At 38.5% G+C, this 22,556-nt stretch carries 18 protein-coding genes; 4 read left to right on the top strand and 14 right to left on the bottom strand.

Translation table 11 applies throughout. The features are described from left to right. Window positions 1-126: 126 nt before the first annotated feature. Window positions 127-4,062, bottom strand: coding sequence for a rhombosortase-dependent M36 family metallopeptidase (locus A3Q33_RS10655; protein ID WP_081179915.1), 3,936 nt, complete (start codon window positions 4,060-4,062; stop codon window positions 127-129). Window positions 4,063-4,879: 817 nt separating this feature from the next. Between A3Q33_RS10655 and A3Q33_RS20980 the strand changes: the two genes are divergently transcribed. Further along, window positions 4,880-8,752 (top strand): S8 family serine peptidase, encoded by a 3,873-nt coding sequence (locus A3Q33_RS20980; RefSeq protein ID WP_196797941.1) that lies wholly within the window; start codon window positions 4,880-4,882, stop codon window positions 8,750-8,752. Window positions 8,753-9,165: 413 nt separating this feature from the next. On the opposite strand, the gene A3Q33_RS10645 is transcribed toward A3Q33_RS20980, so the two are convergent. The 3 genes from A3Q33_RS10645 to A3Q33_RS10635 are packed head-to-tail and all read right to left on the bottom strand — an operon-like array spanning window position 9,166 to window position 11,396. Beyond that, window positions 9,166-9,921 carry a TIGR04219 family outer membrane beta-barrel protein gene (locus tag A3Q33_RS10645; RefSeq protein WP_081179913.1) on the bottom strand — a complete coding sequence of 252 codons (756 nt, stop codon included), beginning with the start codon at window positions 9,919-9,921 and terminating at the stop codon, window positions 9,166-9,168. Between the two features lie 6 nt (window positions 9,922-9,927). Further along, the gene (locus A3Q33_RS10640; RefSeq protein ID WP_081179912.1) at window positions 9,928-10,920 is read right to left on the bottom strand and encodes a DUF2333 family protein; all 993 of its coding nucleotides are present in this window, start codon (window positions 10,918-10,920) and stop codon (window positions 9,928-9,930) included. 8 nt (window positions 10,921-10,928) lie between these two features. Further along, the gene (locus A3Q33_RS10635; RefSeq protein WP_081179911.1) at window positions 10,929-11,396 is read right to left on the bottom strand and encodes a copper chaperone PCu(A)C; all 468 of its coding nucleotides are present in this window, start codon (window positions 11,394-11,396) and stop codon (window positions 10,929-10,931) included. 69 nt (window positions 11,397-11,465) lie between these two features. Between A3Q33_RS10635 and A3Q33_RS10630 the strand changes: the two genes are divergently transcribed. Continuing rightward, complete coding sequence (locus tag A3Q33_RS10630; RefSeq protein ID WP_081179910.1) at window positions 11,466-12,203, top strand: enoyl-CoA hydratase-related protein; 738 nt, start codon at window positions 11,466-11,468, stop codon at window positions 12,201-12,203. Window positions 12,204-12,296: 93 nt separating this feature from the next. Here the strand turns inward: A3Q33_RS10630 and A3Q33_RS10625 are convergent, their stop codons facing one another. The 10 genes from A3Q33_RS10625 to A3Q33_RS10585 all read right to left on the bottom strand — a co-directional run bounded on the left by A3Q33_RS10625 (window position 12,297) and on the right by A3Q33_RS10585 (window position 19,570). Continuing rightward, complete coding sequence (locus A3Q33_RS10625; protein WP_081179909.1) at window positions 12,297-12,635, bottom strand: hypothetical protein; 339 nt, start codon at window positions 12,633-12,635, stop codon at window positions 12,297-12,299. Window positions 12,636-12,670: 35 nt separating this feature from the next. Then, window positions 12,671-12,883: a PspC domain-containing protein gene (locus A3Q33_RS10620; protein WP_081179908.1), complete on the bottom strand. Its 213-nt coding sequence runs from the start codon at window positions 12,881-12,883 to the stop codon at window positions 12,671-12,673. Between the two features lie 3 nt (window positions 12,884-12,886). Further along, window positions 12,887-13,018: a hypothetical protein gene (locus A3Q33_RS20975; protein WP_286160889.1), complete on the bottom strand. Its 132-nt coding sequence runs from the start codon at window positions 13,016-13,018 to the stop codon at window positions 12,887-12,889. 23 nt (window positions 13,019-13,041) lie between these two features. Continuing rightward, window positions 13,042-13,704, bottom strand: a complete 663-nt coding sequence (gene pspA / locus A3Q33_RS10615) for a phage shock protein PspA (protein ID WP_081179907.1) — start codon at window positions 13,702-13,704, stop codon at window positions 13,042-13,044. 13 nt (window positions 13,705-13,717) lie between these two features. Then, complete coding sequence (locus A3Q33_RS10610) at window positions 13,718-14,011, bottom strand: hypothetical protein (RefSeq protein WP_081179906.1); 294 nt, start codon at window positions 14,009-14,011, stop codon at window positions 13,718-13,720. 423 nt (window positions 14,012-14,434) lie between these two features. Further along, the gene (locus A3Q33_RS10605; RefSeq protein ID WP_081179905.1) at window positions 14,435-15,298 is read right to left on the bottom strand and encodes a sulfurtransferase; all 864 of its coding nucleotides are present in this window, start codon (window positions 15,296-15,298) and stop codon (window positions 14,435-14,437) included. A gap of 826 nt (window positions 15,299-16,124) precedes the next feature. Further along, a complete protein-coding gene (gene dusA, locus A3Q33_RS10600) occupies window positions 16,125-17,111 on the bottom strand; it encodes a tRNA dihydrouridine(20/20a) synthase DusA (RefSeq protein ID WP_081182514.1) in 987 nt (328 codons plus the stop codon). Window positions 17,112-17,489: 378 nt separating this feature from the next. After that, window positions 17,490-17,852, bottom strand: a complete 363-nt coding sequence (locus A3Q33_RS10595; protein WP_081179904.1) for a MaoP family protein — start codon at window positions 17,850-17,852, stop codon at window positions 17,490-17,492. A 174-nt stretch (window positions 17,853-18,026) separates the two neighbouring features. Beyond that, window positions 18,027-18,332 (bottom strand): hypothetical protein, encoded by a 306-nt coding sequence (locus A3Q33_RS10590; RefSeq protein ID WP_081179903.1) that lies wholly within the window; start codon window positions 18,330-18,332, stop codon window positions 18,027-18,029. A 69-nt stretch (window positions 18,333-18,401) separates the two neighbouring features. Next, window positions 18,402-19,570, bottom strand: a protein-coding gene (locus A3Q33_RS10585) for an IS3 family transposase (RefSeq protein ID WP_155866728.1) whose coding sequence is annotated in 2 segments (ribosomal slippage) — window positions 18,402-19,324 and window positions 19,324-19,570 — 1,170 coding nt in all. Because the reading frame shifts where the segments join, the coding sequence is not laid out codon by codon here. A 653-nt stretch (window positions 19,571-20,223) separates the two neighbouring features. Between A3Q33_RS10585 and A3Q33_RS10575 the strand changes: the two genes are divergently transcribed. Both A3Q33_RS10575 and A3Q33_RS10570 read left to right on the top strand, forming a co-directional pair. Then, a complete protein-coding gene (locus A3Q33_RS10575) occupies window positions 20,224-21,690 on the top strand; it encodes a methyl-accepting chemotaxis protein (RefSeq protein WP_081179901.1) in 1,467 nt (488 codons plus the stop codon). 4 nt (window positions 21,691-21,694) lie between these two features. Continuing rightward, window positions 21,695-22,192 (top strand): DUF6436 domain-containing protein, encoded by a 498-nt coding sequence (locus tag A3Q33_RS10570; protein WP_081179900.1) that lies wholly within the window; start codon window positions 21,695-21,697, stop codon window positions 22,190-22,192. Window positions 22,193-22,556: the final 364 nt, after the last annotated feature.

Genomic DNA, 22,556 nt, shown 5'->3' with positions numbered 1-22,556 from the left:
CACGAAATGTGACTTAAAACATCTACCCCGAATGAATGGTTAAAAATAATATAATAGATAAATAGTAAGTACAAAATAGTTGGCTGAACAAGCAGCCAACTATTCACTTAATTGTCTTATTTACTACTATTTACGACGACGGAATAACGCCAATGGTAACAATAATAAAGCGATTAAACCTGTAGACCCACTACTTTTAATCTTAGGTGTTACAGCTGGGGAAGGTGTTGGGACGTCATCAACGGTAATAGATACTTTACCATTTGCCGAACCTGTACCATCATTTACTTCAACGTTGAACACCAGTGTTTCACTACCTGCAGACTGTTCAGGAGCTGTAAAACTTACAGCGGCTGTATCTGCAGCTGTCAAGGTTACCGCTGTACCAGAAACCTGTGTCCAGGTGTAAGTAAGCGCATCGTCATTTGGATCAATACCTTCAGCCGTCATGTTAACGCTAGTGCCTTCTTTAACTCGTTGATCATCACTAACATTAACTGTAGGTAAACGGTTATCACAAGCATTAGTATCACCGGCAATTACGTCAGTGAAAATACTCGTTTGGATATTAGTAAAGGTTATATCATCAATATACCAACCGGCAGCAAACCCAGAGATCGGATCAGGTACATAAGCCGAATCCGTTGCAATACGGAAGCGAAACTGTACTTGGTTACCATTTAAACTTTCACCAAAGTTAATCGTTTCCCAGCCTGAATTAACACCAGAAAACATATCACGACCAGCAATTGCTGCCTCTGTAAATTCAAGGCCAGTGTCGGTATAACCATCACCTTCAAAAACTGCTCCCATACTTTCTACATCTGCCCAGTCACCACCATTAACTCTCACTTCAACAACGGCTCCATCATAGCCACTTTCCATATTGTATAAGTGCCAGAATTCAATAGAGTAATCACCGTCAAAGCCAACTGACATCGTGCGGGTTTGATATGCTACGTCAGATGTAAAGCTATGACCTGTTGCAGCAATTAGTCCGTCATCTGCATCCCATTGATCTAAAAAGAAAGTGCCTGTAGCCATGTCACCGCCTTGCAAAACGGTTTCAGTAAAGTCATTTAAACGAGATAAAGTGTTTAAATCTTCATACTGTGAAGTGCCAACTAGTTCACGTTTAACAAAGTCAACGTTAACTGTCGTTGCTAGCAGATACTCTGAAGCTTCCATACCATCTTCAAGATCAGGTACAAACTTAAGTACTAATTCATCACCTGTACTCGCACCATTAAGCGTAAACTCGACTGGCGAGCTTGTAGCTGTGCCAAATATTGCTACATCACCTAATACCACTACACCATCATCAGCAAAAGTTACGTCATGTCCACTTTCAACTACTACAGTACCCGTAACACCCGTTAATCCTGCATTACCACCATTTTTGATAGTAAAGCTCACAGTACCGGTCTCGCCTTTATCTAGGATATTGTCATTAGAACAATACCCTGTCATTAGACCTTCATAGTTAGCGTTTATTGTATGTTCGGTAACGGTGAATGTATCCAGTTCAGTTTTATACGACTCAATAACACCACCATGAGTAAGATCAAATCTACTTGGCGAAATCGCACCTAGCCCCATACCACGCTTAGCAAATGCAGCGAGGATAAGTTTGTAATCTTCTGGATTATTCGCATATGCTGCAGAAAGAATTGCGTCACGCGCTTCAGTATATGTTGGTGCCATTGGCATCATTTTATAACCGGCTAAAAGATAATCTTTCATCAAATTTTTAGCTTCTGCGTATGTATGGCGTTTATCATTGATCATTGCGACCGTTGATTCCCACAACATATTTGCCCATATAGAGCCAGGCGAATGTACTAATTCGGGATACAAGCCTACATCTTCAAATGTCAATGGATTGATTTCCATATCCGTTGAGTATGGAAAAGGACGAATGCCATTTGTAAAGCTTGATACATAGGTAATTGCACCATGCCCTCCTGCATAACCTTCATTACCAAGCACTAAATTATCCGCTTCATCAGTGGTAAGTAGTAAGGCATGGAAATCGCCAAAACCTTCACCCATAGCGCGAGCTTGCAAGCTGCTTAAACCTGAACCATTCCCTACAAGACGGTTACTAATATAGTGACCCCATTCGTGCGCTACAATTGCGTTATCCCATGAACTATCTTTAAATGCACGCGTTAGGTTGTTTTTAAACATATCGATAGTAACGGTTTCATTACTATCCAACACTGCATATATTGCAACACCTGCATCCTGAGAAATCATCATGCTAGGAATAGTAATCTCAGCATCAGCTCCACCCATGGTAAAAGTATCATCGCCATCTTTATTATTCGCAATGAGAACACCAATGGCACCAGCCGCTTGTGCACTATTTACCTTATCAACGAAGCCACATGAACCACGATCAATAACGGCTATTTTTCCAACTAAATCAGTGGCATTCACAGCTGATTCACAGCCATCATTTACGTGTGCGGTGCTATCTTCAAGACGAACTAAGTCGCCTGTGATATTAAAAACCTCTGGACCGAATACTGAAAAACCAACATTAGGTAAGAGGCCAATTTCTGAATGAGATGTTGAAGTAACACCATAATCAACACCATTTACGGCAGATGTGGTATCCCACAAAAACATTTGCATACGTGGCGAACCACCATCTGCTGGTGTAGACATATTTGCATTATCGAAACCTGAGTTATCTTGTACTTCTACGTTAAGTGGGTCACCTTCTTCACCACCACGACCAAAGTTCGATTCTTGCGCGTTATAAGACATTTCGTCGAAACCATGATCATAATAATCATCATGTAAGTAGTTGTTCATATAAAACAAGTTTACAATCGCTGCTTTACGGTTATTAACTGAATACTCGGCTTCTGTATCATCGTACTTATAGTCAAAAGTATTTGCGCTAGTTACTTCTGCCATGTAATCGCCGTTCGTAAGCCCTTGAGGTGCAATTGCATCAACATAAGCATTAACGTTATTACCGGTCGACATAGTTGCGTCGTCAGCTAACCACGGATCCATTGTGCTGATAGGTCCATGACTAAGCATAACTAAAGGTGCTTCCATATACTCAGTAGTTAAGTATGCATCAACATCTTGACCTGCAGGTGCCGGCATCACTTCACCGTGAGGACTATCCCAAGGTTTTTTGCTTTCGGCGTCCGCATAGACACGGTAATTAAAGTCCGCAGCATGGCTAGTTAAGTTTTTCTTAAACAATACTTCGCCAGTTTTAGCGGCAACAACATAACCAAAATACTCTGAATTACGGCTATCAATTGCCCCTGTTTCTACTTCAACGTAGTGAGATGCAACTAATTTGTTTTTATGCTCAAAAAATACTTTTTTAGCGCGAGGTTCACCTAGTAAAACTTTATTTGTAGAAGTATTCGTTACAGCGAACTTTTCATATTTATTGGATGATGATTTAGTTGTTAATGTGACCGACTTACTATCGCCACCCATAGCTGCATATGCTGCACTAATAGAATTAGCCGCGTCACCAAACGCATCCTCCTTACCTTTTAGAAAAGAAGACACGGATTTAACCGCATTGTTGCTTACCAAGTACCCCGAAGATGCTACTAAATTAAATTCACGATCCATCATGATGTTATATTCACGATTGAATACTTCTACACCAGCAATCTCTTGTTTGTATTTGGCTATTTTAGCGCCACGACCAGTGTCATGAATATTAGCTAAAACTGGCTTTGCTAAACTTTGTTTTGCTGATGTAAGACCCGTAAGCTGCTCTAAATAAAAATCTGCTGCATAAGTGTTTTGATGTTCGGCAGAAATTGCGCCAATGTTTACAAGTACCGTATTTTTCCCTGCCCATTGAAATGTGGTTTGACCTAATTGTGCATCGAACTGATTACGCATGCCGCTTTTGGTTACCGTATTGTCATATTGCTTTTTAGTGCTCGCAATTAAATTTTCAGCTGATTTATATGATATTGCATTATTGATATCACTAGCAGAGGCACTTAACGCGCCTGTTGCAAGTGCGGCACCGACAAAAGTGGCGATAGATGTTTTTTTAAAGCTCATGTTAATCCTTTATTTGTTAATTACAATTTTGTTATATTCTTGATGTTGAAGGTTTTCCAAACCCTCAACATCAAGAATATATTACATTTTATGACATTATTTGAACTTTACTTCAAGGCTTTATTTACATAAAAATAACATAAGATACAAATATTTTACATATTACAAGTGGTCGTTAATTGCTCTTTGTATAATATTGATTGGCTTAAAGCAGAATAATAAATCGCGTATCCACACAAACATGAATAAAAGTTTCCACAGCGATGAGATAAAACTCGAAATTGGCATAAGCGACTTGAGTAGCACAGCGCACTTTTGCATTGGCTTTATAATCTTCTAATATCTAATAATAGCTGCCGCTTCTGCTAACATACTACCTTTGAATCTCTGAGAAACGCTTTGCGCCCTATCATTTAATTTTATATTAATGCGAGTTGAAAATTTACTAATACTGCCGGTATTTGCCAATATTTATTCTGTCTGTCGACAATGCTATTTTTCACATTTTATGCTGTAAATTTATATTAATATTAAATGATAAATATATTATAAAAATAATACTGAAAAATTAAATCACCGCTATAATCAAAAGCATGGTCTATGATAAATAAAGGGTTTCTTTTTTAATCTAACGCTAATGGCTGCTTGTTCACATTGAGTTGACTGGTTAACTATTTAAGCAACGCACCTTTTTTACACTAAATTGGCATAATTAATTTTGCCGTTAATAATAGATATAAAGCTTTTGATAATGTAGATTTATCAATAAGTACATCAGCTACATATGAAGTTCGCATTAAAAATTCAGGGGGTATACGTGAGAAAAAAAATCGCATTCGCAGTATCGACAGCCTTAATGACAGTCACTCTCAGTTCAATGGCAAATATCGATAACACACGCCAGATACTAAAAACGGATACACCAAAAAAAATTAAAACTGCCAGTCATGGCAGTACTGTAGTCAGTAATATTAAGAGGAAATTTAATCCCGAAGAAAATTTAGCTCCCGGTAAACATACCTATATTGTGCGTTTAAAAGACATGCCCATTGCCACGTACGATGGCAGCATTCAAGGTTTCCCAGCCACTACACCTAAAGTTGTAAAAAAAGACTTATATGCGCAATTATCAACGAGTCAATTAAGTGCTCAACAAGTTAGAAATTCTTTACGCATAGACTTTTCATCTAAGGCCACGATTGAATATTCAAATTTTTTAAAGAATAAGCAGCAAAACTTTCTTGCTCAAGCTAATAGTAAAATAGGTGCGAAACTTAACCTTATTCATAGTTATAAAAATGCCTTTAACGGCATGGCTGTGAGCTTAACTCAATCACAAGCAAAGGCTTTGTCTACACTGGATGATGTTGCTTACATTGAACGTGAGCGAATGGAATATGTTGATACCGACACAGGGCCGATTCATGTGGGGGCAACTCAAGTATGGAGCGGCGAAGGCCAAGGTGCGGTCAATATGGGCGAAGGGGTAATCATTGGCATCTTTGATACCGGTATAAACTCAGACCACGCTTCATTTGCTGATATCGGTGGTGATGGTTACGACCACACCAACCCGTGGGGTGCAGGTAATTATGTAGGTGATTGTGCAGGCAATTTTGTTGAAATGTGTAATGACAAGTTGATTGGTGTTCGTTCATACGCGGTAATTACCAACGCCTATGATGATACCACCGTATTTGGCTCTCCACCACCGGCAAAAAATGGTGAAGACTACGGCGGCCATGGTTCTCATACAGCAAGTACTGCTGGTGGGAATATTATCAAAAATGCAGCTTTAGTTTCCGGTGAAAATGGTGCTACGGAAAGCGATGGTATCGTTGATGAGTCTTTCTCATTTGAACAAATTTCTGGCGTAGCGCCACATGCGAATATTGTTGCTTATCAAATATGTAGCCCTGGAGACGAAGGTGACACTTATACTGGTTGCCCGACTTCAGCAATTATTGCGGCACTTGATGATGCAATAGTGGATGGTATTGATGTTATAAACTATTCAATTAGTGGCGGTGGAGACCCTTGGGGAAGTTCAGCCGAGTTAGGTTTCTTAGCCGCCCAAGAAGCTGGGATATTTTCAGCGGTTTCAGCTGGCAACAGCGGCCCAGAGGCATTCTCAACAGTTAAAAATGCGCCATGGTATACCGTTGTAGGCGCTTCAACTCATGGTAGATCATTAAATAATTTTCTTACCTTTAATACGACAAGTTACTCTTTTACTGATGGTACGGGTCCGCTCATTAGTAGCGTTATATCAGCTAAGCCAATCGCAGCAATCAATGTGAATGCAACTAACGAAGACGGTTGCGAAGAATTTATTCCAGATACATTCAAGGACTCAATAGCGGTAATTCAACGTGGCGATTGTGACTTCTTAGTTAAAGTAAACAATGCCACTTCAGCTGGGGCATCTGCTGTTGTTATTTATAACAATAGAGATGGAAATAGTTCAATTATAATGGGACAGTTAGAAACCACCTCAATTCCATCGGTGATGATTTCTGAAAATTCTGGTGCTGATTTATTAGCAGATATAACTGCAAATCCGACAATACTATTGTCTATAGATCCGGCACTAAAACTCAATGTTGGTCAAGCTGACAATATGGCTAGTTTCTCATCTCGTGGGCCAAATTTAACTGTGCCAGATATCATGACGCCTTCGGTAACTGCACCGGGTGTTTCAATTTATGCCGCCTATTCAGATCAGCAATACGGGCATGATGTTTCAGGCACATCGCCAGCCGACTATTCATTCTTGAATGGTACGTCTATGTCGGCCCCGCATGTTGCAGGTGCTGCAGCGGTGTTAAAATCAGCGCATCCAACGTGGACTCCAGATAATATTCGATCCGCTTTGATGTTAACCGCCGTTACCGATGTGCGCAAAGAGGACAATACAACTGCAGCCGATGCCTTTGATATGGGGTCTGGTAGTATTCGTGTGAATTTGGCAGCTAATTCTGGCTTAATCATGGAGGAGACCAATGGGAACTACCTTAAAGCTGATCCGAGTATGGCTGGTGTTCCATCATCGTTAAATATACCTTCGATGAGCAATACAAAATGTATTGATATATGTTCATGGACCCGAACATTTATAGCGACCAAAGACGCAAGTTGGACTGTTACAGCTGCGACAGCTAATTCTGCTAACAATAAAATGACATTAACCGTGACACCTACAAGTTTCGATATTAACGCGGGTGAAAAACAAACGATTACCGTTAGTGCTGATGTTAGCCAAGCTGACGTAGACGTATGGAACTTTGGTGGGATTACCTTAACGGCCGAAAACACGCCAGATGCTAGACTACCTGTACTAGTGAAAGTAGCTGAGAATAATTTACCGAGTAAAATTGTCATTGTTGCTAATCGCTCAGCCGGACAGATCACCTATGCTAATTGGAGTTCAAAAACACTATCTGGACTAGCTTCAACGTTATATCAGTCACAAGCGGTGTTAGAAGAAGTTTTGTCTGTACCTGATCAGGGCACTAACTCTACAACAGTAACATTTGCCGACACAGTGCCGTACGCAACATTCAAAATATCATCTGCTGCTCCTGATGTTGATTTACGTGTACTAGACTCCTCGATGAACACTATTGCAGAAAGTAGTGGCTCTGATTCAAATGAAGCGGTTTCCTTTATTGATTTACCTGCCGGCACTTATTTCGTTGCAGTAGATAGTTTCACGGCTTCAAGCCAAGGTGCGTCGGACAATGTAGCAGTCACTGTTTCATCAACTTACCTTGACGACAGCTCAATCAGTAATTCAGTGTCGACAACGATCATAGAGCGTGAAAATGATTTTGACCTGACCTTTAACTGGAGCGATGTCGGTAACGTAAACGGCTTAATGTTGTTAACAAGCACGAATGCTGAAAGTATTAAAATACCTTGGAGCATTGTACAAGGTGCGCCAGATGTAAAAGTCGTGGTTACCGACGATTTAGCGGCAGGTAATCAAGCGATGACGCCAGGTATAACCAACTCAATTAGCTTTAATATTGCTCCTAACTTAACGAATATTGACAAAGTTTATACTCTGTCAGCTTCGATCAGTGACGATCAAGAAATCGCTAATGTAAATAATGGGGGTGTTGTTGCAAATAATACCATTACCTGGACAATTACCCGTGCGGTTGGTCTGTCAACAAACGCTCTTTCTGTAGGGTTTGATCTGATTCCGTTTAGAGCTGGTACCGATAATGTACTGACCCTGACCAACACATTAGGTAGTGACACGAAAACATCTACTTTTAGTTTTGGCGTGGCAGAGGTCGCCCCTGTTGCTGTTGTAACAGGTCCTACAACGGTATCTGAAGGTGGTTCAGTCACATTTGATGGTTCAATGTCTTCTGATGGTAATAGAGACGACTTAACCTATGTTTGGACACAAAATACTGGTACATCGGTCAGTTTCGGCGAAAATGCTAACACGATGAGCTTCCAAGCACCGCAAGTGTCCGAGAGTGAAAGACTATCGTTTCAATTTACGGTCAGTGACATTAACGGCAACTCCGACACCAAGGTTGTTTCGATTTCAATTGTAGATAAGAAAGAGGCCAGCTCGGGGTCGGGTTCACTAGGCTGGTTTATGTTAATACTCTTACCACTGTTATTAGTTCATCGTAAAAGACACAATAGTGCCTCAAAAGTTGAGTTATAACCATTGAATTAGGTCAGAGGATTAGATCAATGATCTATGGTAAGTGAGGATAAATATCTTCGGTACTTATGTTTATTGTTCCTGACTAAGCATAAGTATCTGCATCAGCGTAAAAGGATTTACTAATGCTGAGAAGGCATGTTTTTATATGGATGTAACGATTTGGGGGATTGTCGGAGCGATTACTCATTTGACAGAGAACAGTCCTGCAGGCGATATAGATATTCGATAGTGGATAACAGATGTTAGATGTTAGATGTTAGATATTAGACTAGATTAGCAAGGTGGATTATTTATTCTATTGATATTACGCAGCATTATTGAATACTTTATTTAAAAAACTCACAAAACAGATAACAAAAAAGCAGGCCTGATCTCTCAGCCCTGCTTTTTTAATACATGCTACTTAACCATTAAAAATGGATGGTCGTACCAAGAAATACACCATCAAATTCTATGTTGGTATAAAGGTCGTTTAAGTCGTCTAGCTCCAACTTAACTGCACGGTAACCGACATTAATATTTACATCAATAGCCAGGTTATCAATAAGTTCGTAACTCACGCCTACTTCATAGTCATAAAGCGTGTGATCATCAATTGATAAAAAGTTACCTTGTGCATATAAATTAAAGCCCGTTAAAGGTAAACCCACGTTAGTTCTAGCGTATAACATAGGTACGATGTCAGTAACTGAAACAGAGCCTGATTGTGAATTAGCGCCAGAGCTTGCAGAAACGGTTACGTCACCGTCAAAGTCACGGCCAGTTAAACCGATATCAAATGACACTAAGTCATTATCAAATAATTCATAATAAAGTGTGTAATCAACATAGCTGACGTTAAAATCAGCATTAACATTGGTACCTTGACTGAACGTCTCACCTTCGAATTCGAATTCAGTATTTAGTGTTTTGTTACCTTTTGTCTCCAAAGCAGTTGAAGCAATACGTATATTTGGAATTAATGGTAATGGATGCTCAAAGGCGATGAAAAAACTGTTTTGCTTTTCATCAACTAAATTAAAGTCAACTTGTGAGCTGCCATCGCCAAAAGTACCAGAAGCTTGGTTGTCCCAAATTTGGCCACCCAAGTAAATACCTAAAGCATCAGCTTGTACATTAGTTGATAAAATCGATGCAAGTGTTACCGCTAGCGCTATTTTTTTCATGTTTTATTATCCCTGACTCAATAAGTCGTTTAAATCAATCAGTGCAGCATTTGCACGTGATATATAATTAGCCATTACTAAAGAATGATTAGCGAGCATACCAAAACCGTCGCCATTTAAAACCATAGGACTCCACATTGGCTCTTGGCTTGCTTCCAGTTCGCGAATAATTTGTTTAACGCTAACTTTAGCATTTTTCTGTGCTAGCACATCATTAAAGTCTACCTCGATCGCCTTTAAAAAATGCAACAAAGCCCAACAAGCACCACGCGCCTCGTAAAATTCATTATCGATCGCCCACCAACTTGTTTTCAATTGCATGCTTGCTGCACTTGATGTTGATTGTTTTGCCGTACTATCACCAGCTAGGTCAACATTAATTTGTTCACGACCAACACTGGCACTTAAGCGTTGCGAGTAACTACCTAGGCGTTTAGTTGCCTCTTGTATCCAACCACGTAAATTATCAGAACGCGCGTAAAACTGAGCTGATTGATTATTTACTTGGGTCAATGCCGTTCTGTAAGCATATAACTCTTTAATTGCTTTTTTGTATTCGCCCTCGGCACTAGGAATAGCCCAACTGGTGTGATCAATATTGAACTGAGGTTGTGCTACTTTTAAATTTTTATTTTCTGCTGACTGAGATTGAGAGCGGCTAAACTCTTGTCGCATCACTAGCGACATATCTCTGATCATTTCCAGTGCGCCAAACTCCCATGAAGGAATGTTATCTAAAAACACTGATGGTGGCAGCGCGTCATTAGCTAAATAACCACCGGGCTTATTCAATAGAGTTTCAGTGACGCGAATAAGTGCTGTTGTAGTGGCATAACCCACAACTGGAGTAACATTTTCTGCCGTTGCGGCTTTAGTCACTTCAGTACGAATATCAAATTGCTCAGGCTCAAAGCTCCAATAAACGCCAAGTAAATAAAGCACAAAAAATAGCGCTAAAAATCCTGAAATAACTGCCTTTGTTGAAATATTAACTTTCATAACGACTCCTAGTGGTGGTGCTTTTTCTGCTTAAGACCTTGAACAGTATAATTTACATCAATGCGAGATTGATCGTCAAAATGTAAAGTTATGATGATGTTTTCCTTCGCCTTTATGGGATGTTTTAAATCAAAAATCATTAAATGATAACCAGAAGGCTGAAATTCGGTAATATTGTGAGCTGAAACTTCGACATAATCGCGTTGGCGCATACGCATTAAGCCATCGACCATGGTATGTTGATGAATCTCAATTCGCTCGCTGACCACGCTTGATGCTGCGATAAGGCGGATATTTTTTGCTGATAAGTTTTTTATCGTCATATAAGCTGAAGAAATTGTTGTACCAGGAATACTTTCCCTAGCGTAACCATTTTCAACTAATATTTCGGTGTTATCGCTTGCATACCCAACATTGGAAAAAACACTACTCACTAATATAATCAGTGAAGTTATGGCTAAAAATACATTCCTCATAAGCTGCTATACATCCTTTTTTATCCATATTATGATTCGACATCACTATTGTAACCAAGCTTGAACGAAATGGATAACTTAATTACTTCAAATGAACACAATGGTGTTCTCCTTATCAGTATTAACCGACTCGACAAAAAAAACGCCCTAAACAACGACATGTATATCGAACTGTGCCGTTTATTTACCCTTGCTAATGAAAGAGATGATATTCGTTGTGTATTGATCCAAGGTGACGAAAAGTGTTTTTGTGCTGGAAACGATTTACATGACTTTATTAAGTGTAGTGAAAGTGGCGACTTAGCCGCATTCGATTTGATCAAAGCGCTTGCTGCATTAGAAAAACCCTTAGTAGCCGCAGTGGCTGGGCCAGCTGTTGGTATAGGCACCACATTACTTTTACATTGTGACATGGTTTATGCCGCCAGCAACGCCAAGTTTAAATTACCTTTTGCCCAACTAGGCCTATGCCCTGAAGCAGGTTCGAGTTTATTATTACCTTTGCGCATTGGCCACAACCGTGCATTTGAACTGTTAGTTTTAGGCAAAATTTTCACCGCCGAACAGGCACTAGATTATGGTTTAATTAATGAAATTTGCGCTGAAGACACATTGCTATCAACCGCTTTAAATACCGCTCAAAGTATCGCTAAATTACCGTTAGACGCATTACTTACCAGCAGAAAACTAATGAAAGCAAATACCCAAGCGCTTTTGCCACAAGTAATGGCAAGTGAAGCAGAGCAATTTAAACGTTTAGTTAATACTCAAGAATGTAAATCTATTTTAGCGAGCTTCTTTAAATAACTTTGTTTGTAACAGGTGCTATTTTTATTACCCAAAGCTGAGCGTAATAGCCTATTACTTTCAGCTTAATTTTCTGGCGTTATTAAACCCAAACTAACATTGTACAGGGCGTTTATCTCGAGCTAATAACCAAATAACACCGGCGATTAAAAATATTGGCCAAAAAACACCAATCAATAACATAGCGCCGCTACCTATCACCAGCATAGCAACAAAAATCAATGAACCAAATACGCTCATCGCTATAGCTATCGCAACTAGCACCAGCATAACTACCACCAATGCTGAAACGCTAATCGCTTTTAAAGGTTCAACTATGTGTTCTCCCATGTAAATGTCAACATCAAGTAACTCAATAAAGCTGACACCTAATACATAAGTTAAAAAAATTGTGGCAAATATAGCTAAACATAATGATTTAAAAAATGACATACCTTGCTCCCCAGCATTAAATTAAAAAAACACACTTAAGACTTATTAGGTATTAGCAACGTGGCGACTAAATAAGCGACACCGGTCGCAACAGGAAACATTAATAACGCAACAATCGCACCCACTCTAACCGCTAATCGAGGTAAGTTGTAATGCCTGGCAATACCGCCACAAACCCCTGACAATTTTTTATGTACTAGGTCTTTAGTTAAGGTTTTATGAACTGAATACTCTCGGTCGAAACTCATGATTTACTCCTCGTGCCCGCCTTGGGAACGCTTAAATTTTATATTAAAAATAAACACTAACAATGCGCCAATAAATAAACCGATTACTGGCGCGATAAACATAACACCAGTAATTATCCATAACGACGATGCCATGTTGATACCTACGCGTTCACTTATTAACCGTTAGCTACTTTTTGCTTTAGTTGTTCAAGCTCTTGCTCAATATTTTCATCATTTTCTAGCGCACGAAATTGGCTATCTAAATCTTTTGACGACGTCATATCATAGGCTTCAATTTCTGCTTCAACACGATCAATTTTTTGTTGATAACGTTCAAACTTATTAATGGCTTCATCAATATTATGAATAACGGCTTTCTCACGAACTTTTAAACGTACTTCTGCTGATTGTTGGCGAATTAAACAAGCCTCTTGCTTGCGCTTTGCTTCAGTTAACTTATCTTGTAAACGTTGGTTGTCATGCTGAACCGCCGTTAAATATTCATCAATTTGCGCTAATTCTGCATTAAACTCAGTCAGCTTTTGTGTACAATTTTGTTTTTCAACTAGTGCTGACTTGGCTAAATCTTCACGGCCCTTATTTAAAGCAAGCTCAGCTTTTGTGTGCCAATTTTCAACCCGACGTTCCATTTCGCGAATATTGCGCATAACCGTTTTCTTTTCTGCAATATATTTTGCGGCTGCCGAACGCACTTCAACGAGTGTTTCTTCCATTTCATTAATGATCAACTTGATCATTTTTTCCGGCTCTTCTGCTTTGTCTAACATAGCGTTGATGTTGGCGTTAATAATGTCAGTGAATCTTGAAAACATGCCCATGGTATTTCTCCTATTAATACGTTGAAGTTTGTTGTTTTTGTGGATTAGCTTTCTTTGGCTCTACAACCGCTGCTAACTCTTGAGTTTCCACAGTGCTATAGCGCATTGAAAAACGATCTAACTCAGCTTTGATTGATTGCGATAGTTCCGCTGATAAATCATGCAGCACTTTTTGTCCTTGTGCCTGTACCGTTGCTGCTAAACTTTTCTCTAAAGAAGCCTCTTGTGCAGAAGCGTTGATCGTAAATAGCAACGTACAAGATAATAAAACGGTGCTTAATACTTGTTTACTTTGTAATAGTTTCATTATTAATATCCTTATGTGAGTAACATGAAGAGTAAAAATTTAACTCAACGTGTTGGTAACTATCATTACTATTACAAGTGCTGTGCCAAGTAGATAAAAAACTTTAAGCCACTGTTATTATTATCTTTATAATAAACACCAGTTGAAAACAAAAAACAAGACATATTATGTCAAGCTATTATTTGGTCAATATCTACACTAAAAATAGTGAAATTGACCAATAGGTTTAGCTTAAGTTATTTAGGGAAAGAAGAAGAATTACGGCTAAATAGTTAGGGGGTGGATGACTGAATTTGATGACGACATAATCGAAGCCGTAAGGTTGATAGCCATTGAATAATGAACTCAGCACTGAGTGAGGGTTTTTATTGCAATGACTATCAGAAAAAAGAAAGGCGCGTACGCATTAACACTTATTTATTATTAGCGAGAGGTTACAACTTCTGTGTTGGGTAAGGTGCCCCATTCACTCCATGAACCATCATATACACGCACACCTTTAAGCCCAACTATATCTGCCGCTAACGCTAACACACAGGCAGTAACACCTGAGCCACAACTCATGATCATGGCTTTTTCATTGACATTAATATCTGTAAATATTTTGGTTAATTCCTCAGATGATTTGAACAAGCCTTGCTTTAACAAATCGTTGTAAGGCAAGTTTTTCGCATTAGGCATATGACCGCTTCTCACACCAGCACGAGGCTCAGCATCTAAGCCTTTAAAGCGGCGGTTAGCGCGAGCGTCAAGAATAAGTTCTTCTTGCGATTGTGTTTGAACTTCAACGTCACGCCAGTCACAAAAGAAATCGGACTGTGCTTTAGCGATAAAATTTCCGATAGATTGCTTTTTAGTTTCGTTGATAGCCGACGGTAATTCAGCAACAGGTTTTTTAAGTTTTAACCAATAAGGTAAACCGCCGTCTAATACCGCAATATTTTTATGTCCCATCGATCTAAACATATACCAAGCACGCGCTGCAGAAAACAAACCTAAATCATCATAAACCACAATTTGGCTTTGCTGGTTAATACCTAATGCTTTAGCCGCTTGCTCGAAATGTGACATTGTTGGCATGCTGTGGGGTAATGTACTAGATAAGTCTGAAAAATCTTCATTTAAATCGAAACGGCGAGCGCCTGGGATACGAAAATCTGGCCAACTGTATTCTGGCGCAGCCATGTTTCCCACAGGAGGAATGCTCGCATCAAGTACCACCAAATCTTTACTACCAAGCATAGCGTGCAAATCTACACAGGAAATTAATTGCTGAAAATACGTCATAAACTCGCCCTATTACCAATGGCTTACAGATATATTGCAAAATTAGCCGAGATCTAAGTGAAAGTACAGTATTTATCTAGAGGGATGGGGTATGAGGGAAGAGATATAAGATATGAGGGATGGGATATGGGATAGTATGAAGTTTAGCTGACGAGGTTTATGACTTAAGTGCCATAAACCTCGTCATCAAATATATTCTACAATTTACTTTGTTCTAAACGAGCGACAATAAACGAAGTCGCCAGCAAACAAACACCGGGTAACATAAACAGAGTAAATAACATGGTTAAACTTGGCATTGTATCAATCCTTTTAAGCCGTTTATCGCGCTTTATTTTTAACGTGGTATTAGTTAAGTTGCGTAAACACTTACAAAGGTTGTGCCAAGGTTCGATAAAAACACTAACTCATTGTTTTTAAGTTAAATTTAATTTTATAGATTTGTGAAAACAATCACAGTAATTAGTGTTATGACAACGATGTGGTTAAATTTACCAATTTATAGTGAGATTTTTCGTCAATGTTATTATACCAATTTGAACAATTAAGAGATCTACTTTTTCATGAGGACAAATGGATAATGACTAGGCATAAACTGTAGTCACTAGTTATGCTTCTGATAAATTTTATAACGCCGTCGTTGTTCATTTTAACCATTAAAAATGAACAGTTAATTAATCAACTTGCTATTAAAGCCGAAGAACTGATGAGAGCATCCCGAAATCGAGAAATAACGTTTCGATATCGGGACATTAAAATATGTGTAATTTGGGTTAATGTTCAGACTTTAAACTGTTTAATTTAACGCTCTGAACCGACCTTTCTACTAGATTGAACTTATAGTTGGATTAAGCTGTAAAACTTTATCAAAAGCCTGATGCAGCACTTCACCACCAACGCCTTCAGCATTGGCATTTTCACTTAAGTAACGACGAAATTGTTTTGCGCCCGCTAAACCATTACATAAACCTAACATGTGTCTTGCCACATGCCATGCACGGCCTCCACTGACAACATGGCGGTCAATATACTCGGCCATTTCATTAAGCACCATTTGGCGTGATTTAACCTCAGTGCCCGCCTGCCAAATCTCATTATCAGCTTGCGCTAACATATAAGGGTTTTGGTAAACTTCACGACCAATCATCACCCCATCAATGTGTTGCATATGATCATTAGCCTGTTCAAAGGTTGTGATACCGCCATTAATTGAAATATCAAGTGCTGAAAAATCTTGTTTAAGTTGATAAACCCGATCGTAATCAAGTGGCGGAATATCTCTATTTTGTTTAGGGCTTAAGCCACTCAGCCAAGCTTTGCGCGCATGAATAATAAAATGCTGACAACCGGCAGCGCTAACCGTGGTTAAAAACTGCTGCAAAAATTCATAACTGTCTAAATCATCAATACCAATACGCGACTTAACCGTGGTTGGGATGCTAGTCGCGTTTTGCATGCTAGCAACACAATCAGCAACCAATTGCGGCTCCGCCATCAAACAAGCACCAAACTTACCGTTTTGCACACGATCAGACGGACAGCCAACATTAATGTTTATCTCGTCGTAACCTTGTTGCTCAGCAATTTTAGCGCACTCAGTCATCGCATTTACGTCACTACCACCCAGCTGCAACACCAATGGATGCTCTTCTTTGTTGTACGCTAAATAATTACCTTTACCGTGTAAAATTGCACCCGTGGTAACCATTTCGGTATACAACACGGTTTGTTTAGACATTACCCGATAAAAATAACGACAATGACGATCAGTCCAATCTAGCATAGGAGCAATGGAAAGTTTGTGTGAGATCATAAAGTTATAAAAAACCTTTAAGTTTAATGCGAATGTAGCTGTAGATGGTACAACTGGAATATTCGCCAATTATAAAGGCTTTGGGGATGCTAAACAAAAGAAATAATATCAAGTGAATGCTCTGACACCTTTGATAGCTGATAGCTATTTTTATAACATGGTTTTCAACCAAGTTAACTACTTCAACTGAGTGAATATAATGACATCGATATTATCTAAGACGGTTTAGTCCTCATTTAGTTTAGAGTTGAGCCTGTAACTGATTTAGGCATGGTTGGCCCAATTCATCATTAGGCCAACTAAGTTTTCAAACGTGACTTCTCATCACTCTCATCATTCTCATCATTCTCTTCACTAAAGTAGTTTAAGAGCAGCGGGTTAGTCTAAGTCATCAGGGTCTGACTCAATCTCTTCGTCTGCCTCAATTTTAGTTCGTCCAAACAAAGTATGGAATTGTTTCGGGGTTAAAATTATGTTTTGATATTTTAACCAAGCCCTTTCAATTGTGTTACCCACAGTCGTATTACCACGACAAACGTCAACAAAATGTTGCTCTTCTTCCGTAACAGGCAAGCGTGTGCCCGAAGAAAGTGCCATCAATGCAACACCAAACTTTTCTAATAACTCAGCCTCAGCCAAGGTAAAATCTCCCGAACGCTTCATACCACGAGGATAGTTTCTATCATCGTAAAAATTTCTATCCACGTTAAAACTTTTTTGTGACAATGCTAAAGTAGCCATTTAAATAAACTCTAATTAAATATCAATATAGTTAAGTTCGTATTTTTATCTCAATATTTATTTATTGGCAATTAATTTTTTAGAGTTAATTAGAATATTTCTCTTAATGTATATTACTTACGCATATATGCACTGTTCACTGAGTTTTTTATTGCTATTTTGTCACTTTCATTTCTAAGCTGATAATTTTTGCTTAGTCCTGAGATCTTCATTAGATTTACTTAATATCGCAATATCAGCCTGTGCAATGTCTAATTCTGCTTGCACCGCCAGCATTTTACTTATTGTCGCGGTTTTATCCGCTTGCGCTTTAGCTTCACGTATTTTTACTTTGGCTAATTGTGCTTTGGTTTCTTCCAATAACGCCAATAAACGCACTACGTCTTTATTCTCAGTGAAAACCTGGTCGCTGCCTATTTTAGCTTCAATAGGTTCGTCTGCCTCGATATATTGGTCGGCTTTCTTAACGGAATATAACACCAACAAACGCACGATAAAAAACAGTAAAGTGACCTGGTCAACTAAATTCAGACACCCCAGTTAAGTTCGTTAAGCTACCTTTTTCAATTCTCTTTCTTTGCCTTCATACACATTTGGACTTTGGTAGCCCAGATATGAGTGCAATCGGTTGCTGTTGTACCACATCGTTATGTAGTTCATCACATCTTGTTGAGCGTCATAACGGGTTTGATAGTTACGCCAATGTACGCGCTCTTGTTTTAAGCTACCAAAGAAGCTCTCTGCTACCGCATTATCCCAGCAGCAACCTTTCTTACTCATGCTGCCCACAAAGCCATGTAACCTGAGTATTCGCCTATATTGATGACTCGCATATTGAACGCCTTGATCTGAATGTACTATCAATCCTGCCTTAGGTTTTCGTTGCCACATTGCCATCGTGAGCGCATCACAAACAAGTTGAGCTTTCATCCGTGTGCCCATGCTCCAACCAACAACTTTACGCGAGTATAGGTCGATTACTATCGCCAAATATAGCCAGCCTTCTGAAGTCCAGATGTAGGTAATATCTTGCACCCACGCTTGATCAGGTTGTTGAACATCAAAGTTTTGCTCAAGTTCGTTCGCATAAATGGGCTTGTTGTGTTCGCTATTTGTCGTTGCTTTATATTTTTTCTTATAACGCACCCAAACATTCGCCTCTTTCATTAACTGCGCTGTTTTTCTGCGGCTAACAGGGTAACTAAGTGCATTTAAGGATTTTTGAATACGTCTTGCGCCATAAGTATTGTCGCTAAACTTAGCGATGTCTTTTACCCATTCCAACATCTCTTGATGCGTTGTATCAATGGGCTTTTGAGCCTTTCTTTTTTGATAACTATAATAGTTGTTACTTCTTACACCCAATACGCGACACATCAGTATCACGGGCCAGATCTTCTTATGTTGGGCAACAAACGAATATATTACTTCGTTTCCTTTGCAAAGAAGACCGTCGCTTTTTTTAATATTTCACGCTCCATTTCTAGGCGCTTGACTTGGGCTTTAAGTTTACGGATTTCATCTTGCTCTGGCGTAAGCTTTCCATTTCCTCTAAAAGCATGACCATCATCATTTTCAGCTTCTTTGATCCATCGGCCAAGCACTTGCGCACTGACGTCTAGATTTCTAGCAGCTTCAGCTACAGGATAGTTTTGATCCCTAACGAGGGTGATTGCATCTAGTTTGAATTCTTTTGAATAAGTTTTACGGTTTTTCATTTATATCTCCAGTTAAGTCAATTATGTCTTAACTGAGGTAGTCGAATCAATTAGACCACGTCAAAGTGAAGAAGAAAACGAGGCCATATTGAAATGAGCTTTCCGTTACAGCTGCATTTAATCTATGACTAAAATCGCCATTGCTGCCCACAAAAGTAATGAAAAATTGATAATGCCAAACCAGCGATATTAAAAAATAGACTAGCATAAAGTTTGGCGCTTGATTTTGTGAACGATTAAAAACCAATATTGATTTTAGAAATTTTGAAAACATAAAAATCCTTTTATAAAAAATACTATTTACTGTTAAAGAGTATTGGCATACATAGTAAATAGAGTTCGAAGCTACAGCTATTTTATTACTGTAAAAACAATCAGTAAAGTTATTAAGCTTATAGTCAGTAAATATTCTAAAACAAGGAGATATTGAGTATCACGTTTCTGCTAGGTTGGTTTATAAGGTGATAGCGTTGTTCCTGTTGATAGTTTGCTCGATGAGCAAAAATATTGCAGTGATTTACTAACTTTCATGCCGCTAGTAACCAATATTACTGAGCTATAATAAATTCCATAAAAGCTAATATACTGATAATCTTAACGGTAACGCATAAGTTTATTAATAATAAACCTATTTTCTCCATTCTAGGGTCAAAATGAATAAAACAAACAAAATCTTTATATATTTACTTAGTGCATTGTTCATCGAAAGTTTATTTTTGTCTTTCTATTATAATTCATATTTACCGACCTTTATAATTGGTTTGCCTGCATTACTAGTACCCATTTTCTTTAATCAAACAGCGCCTAATTTAGCGATTACCCGGCATGTTTCTGCAATCGCCCTGATGATATTCGCCGCATTGCATATTCATCAAACAAACGGCTTGATAGAAGCCCATTTTGAAGTATTCATTTTGATGGCCTTTTTAATTATCTATCAAGATTGGCGAGTATTTATTACCGCACTTTTAGTTGTATTAATACACCATGTTTCTTTTTATGTTCTACAAACCAATAACCTCGGTGTTTTTGTATTCACCCAAGATAGACTCGCCTCTTCAACGGTTGTAATTCATGCCGTTTATGCTTCAGCAGAAGCGCTTATTGCCGGCTATATCGCCAACATGATGGCAAAGGTAAATAGAATTGGACAAGAATTAGCCCTGGTGACCAAAAAGCTGACTTTAGATTCACACGCTATTGATTTAAATATAAAAACAGATGCACAAGAAGATACTACATTATTATCATTTAATGATTTACTCGCCTTATTATCTCGAGTTATCGGCAGTGTAAAAACGCAAGTAATAGAACTTAACAATAACGCGCAAAAGCTTATAGAAACGAAAGTAGATTTAGATAATTCGTCACAACAAAGGCAGCTGGAAACTGATGCTATCGCAGCATCTGCAGAAGAATTGTCAGTAACGGTGACATCAATTTCTGCAGAAACAAACTTATTAAGTAATCAAATGCAAGAAGCTAATGATTATACCCAAGCAACTAATGAAGACATTGTTGAGATTAATAATCACAATAAAAACTTAACGGTTGCACTGGAAAAAACCAGTGAACAAGTGACTGAATTAGCTAACTCAACTGAGGCAATTTCTAATGTTTTGTCTGAAATTACCAGCATTGCTGATCAAACAAACTTATTAGCATTAAATGCCGCAATTGAAGCAGCAAGAGCTGGCGAGCAAGGCCGAGGGTTTGCTGTAGTTGCTGACGAAGTGCGAGCACTCGCAAATAGAACAAAGGAAAGCACAGATAAAATTGGCGCTACCTTAAGTATCCTTCAAACTTATTCACAATCTACCACTGACTCTATGGGCAGCAGCTTAAAAATAGTTCAATCTGTTATCGATAGTGCTAATAACGCTGAAGGTAAAATATTTAAAGCGTCTAATTTAGTAGAGCAAGCAAGTGCTGTATCGATAAATGTTGCAGAGGCTGTTGAGCAACAAGCATTAACCACTAGCGATATAGCTAGAAGCGTAGAAATACTGAAAAGCACAGTTCAAAGTGATATTGATAAAATAAAAATATTAGACCAAGAATCGCTTAAGGTCTCTCAAAGTGCTATTGATATGGGAAGTAATATTGCCCGTTTTAAGTAAACATATGACTACAACTCAATTATCTGTGCTTTTTATTTGGCTAAGTGTAACGGTTGCAGCATTTGTCTATTTTATTGATAGTAAATTAGTTAGTTTCAATTTTGACAATAAATTAAGTGATGTTGGGCATCAACAACTTGCGAATTCACTCAAGCAGTATATTGAGCCCACAGACTACAATACAATTTTGCATTTTTATCAGCCTAATTGTCAATGTCAGCAATATAGCGAAGCGCATATTCAAGACATCAACAATATGGCTGAAGCTAATAATTTTAGCGTTAAAAATATTAACATTAAAGATCATATGCTTGTGCCTGCAACGCCGTCAGTCGCCATTTTAAATAACAGTGGAGAGATTGTATATTTTGGCCCTTACGGTGAAGGATTAGCCTGCTCACAAACCTCAGGGTACGCACAAACCATATTAAATAATTTTATCAAAGGCTATGATGCCAACCTCATTATTAAAGAGGCCGAAGGCTGCTATTGTAAAGTGTAATTCCTAAAATACATTAAAATCTCACCAACTTTAACAATTCCAACAACTTCAACAACTTCAACAACTAAAGCAACTAAAACAAACCCAATAATTTCAATAACTTGCCACTCTGCCTTATATGCAAGGTAAACACTCACTAAATAAGTTTTAAACAGAAAAAATGTTCAAATAACTGATGATATTAAAAACAAGTCCGTTAAGCTCAATCTTGAGCAACGCCTCATGGTAAGGTCACAAATAAATACTCGTAAGCCCTTAATTAAGCCCGTCAGTATAGCCAAGTAACAACTCAACGTGTTTATTCAACAATTTATCGCATATTCCAATTATACAGCCTAACCAATTAGTTAAAAAAATGTTATAA

Origin of the sequence: Colwellia sp. PAMC 21821 (genome assembly GCF_002077175.1) — a bacterium.
GTDB lineage: Bacteria > Pseudomonadota > Gammaproteobacteria > Enterobacterales > Alteromonadaceae > Cognaticolwellia.
The sequence above is the reverse complement of the archived record's forward strand: the minus strand, read 5'-3'. Positions and strand labels throughout refer to the sequence as shown.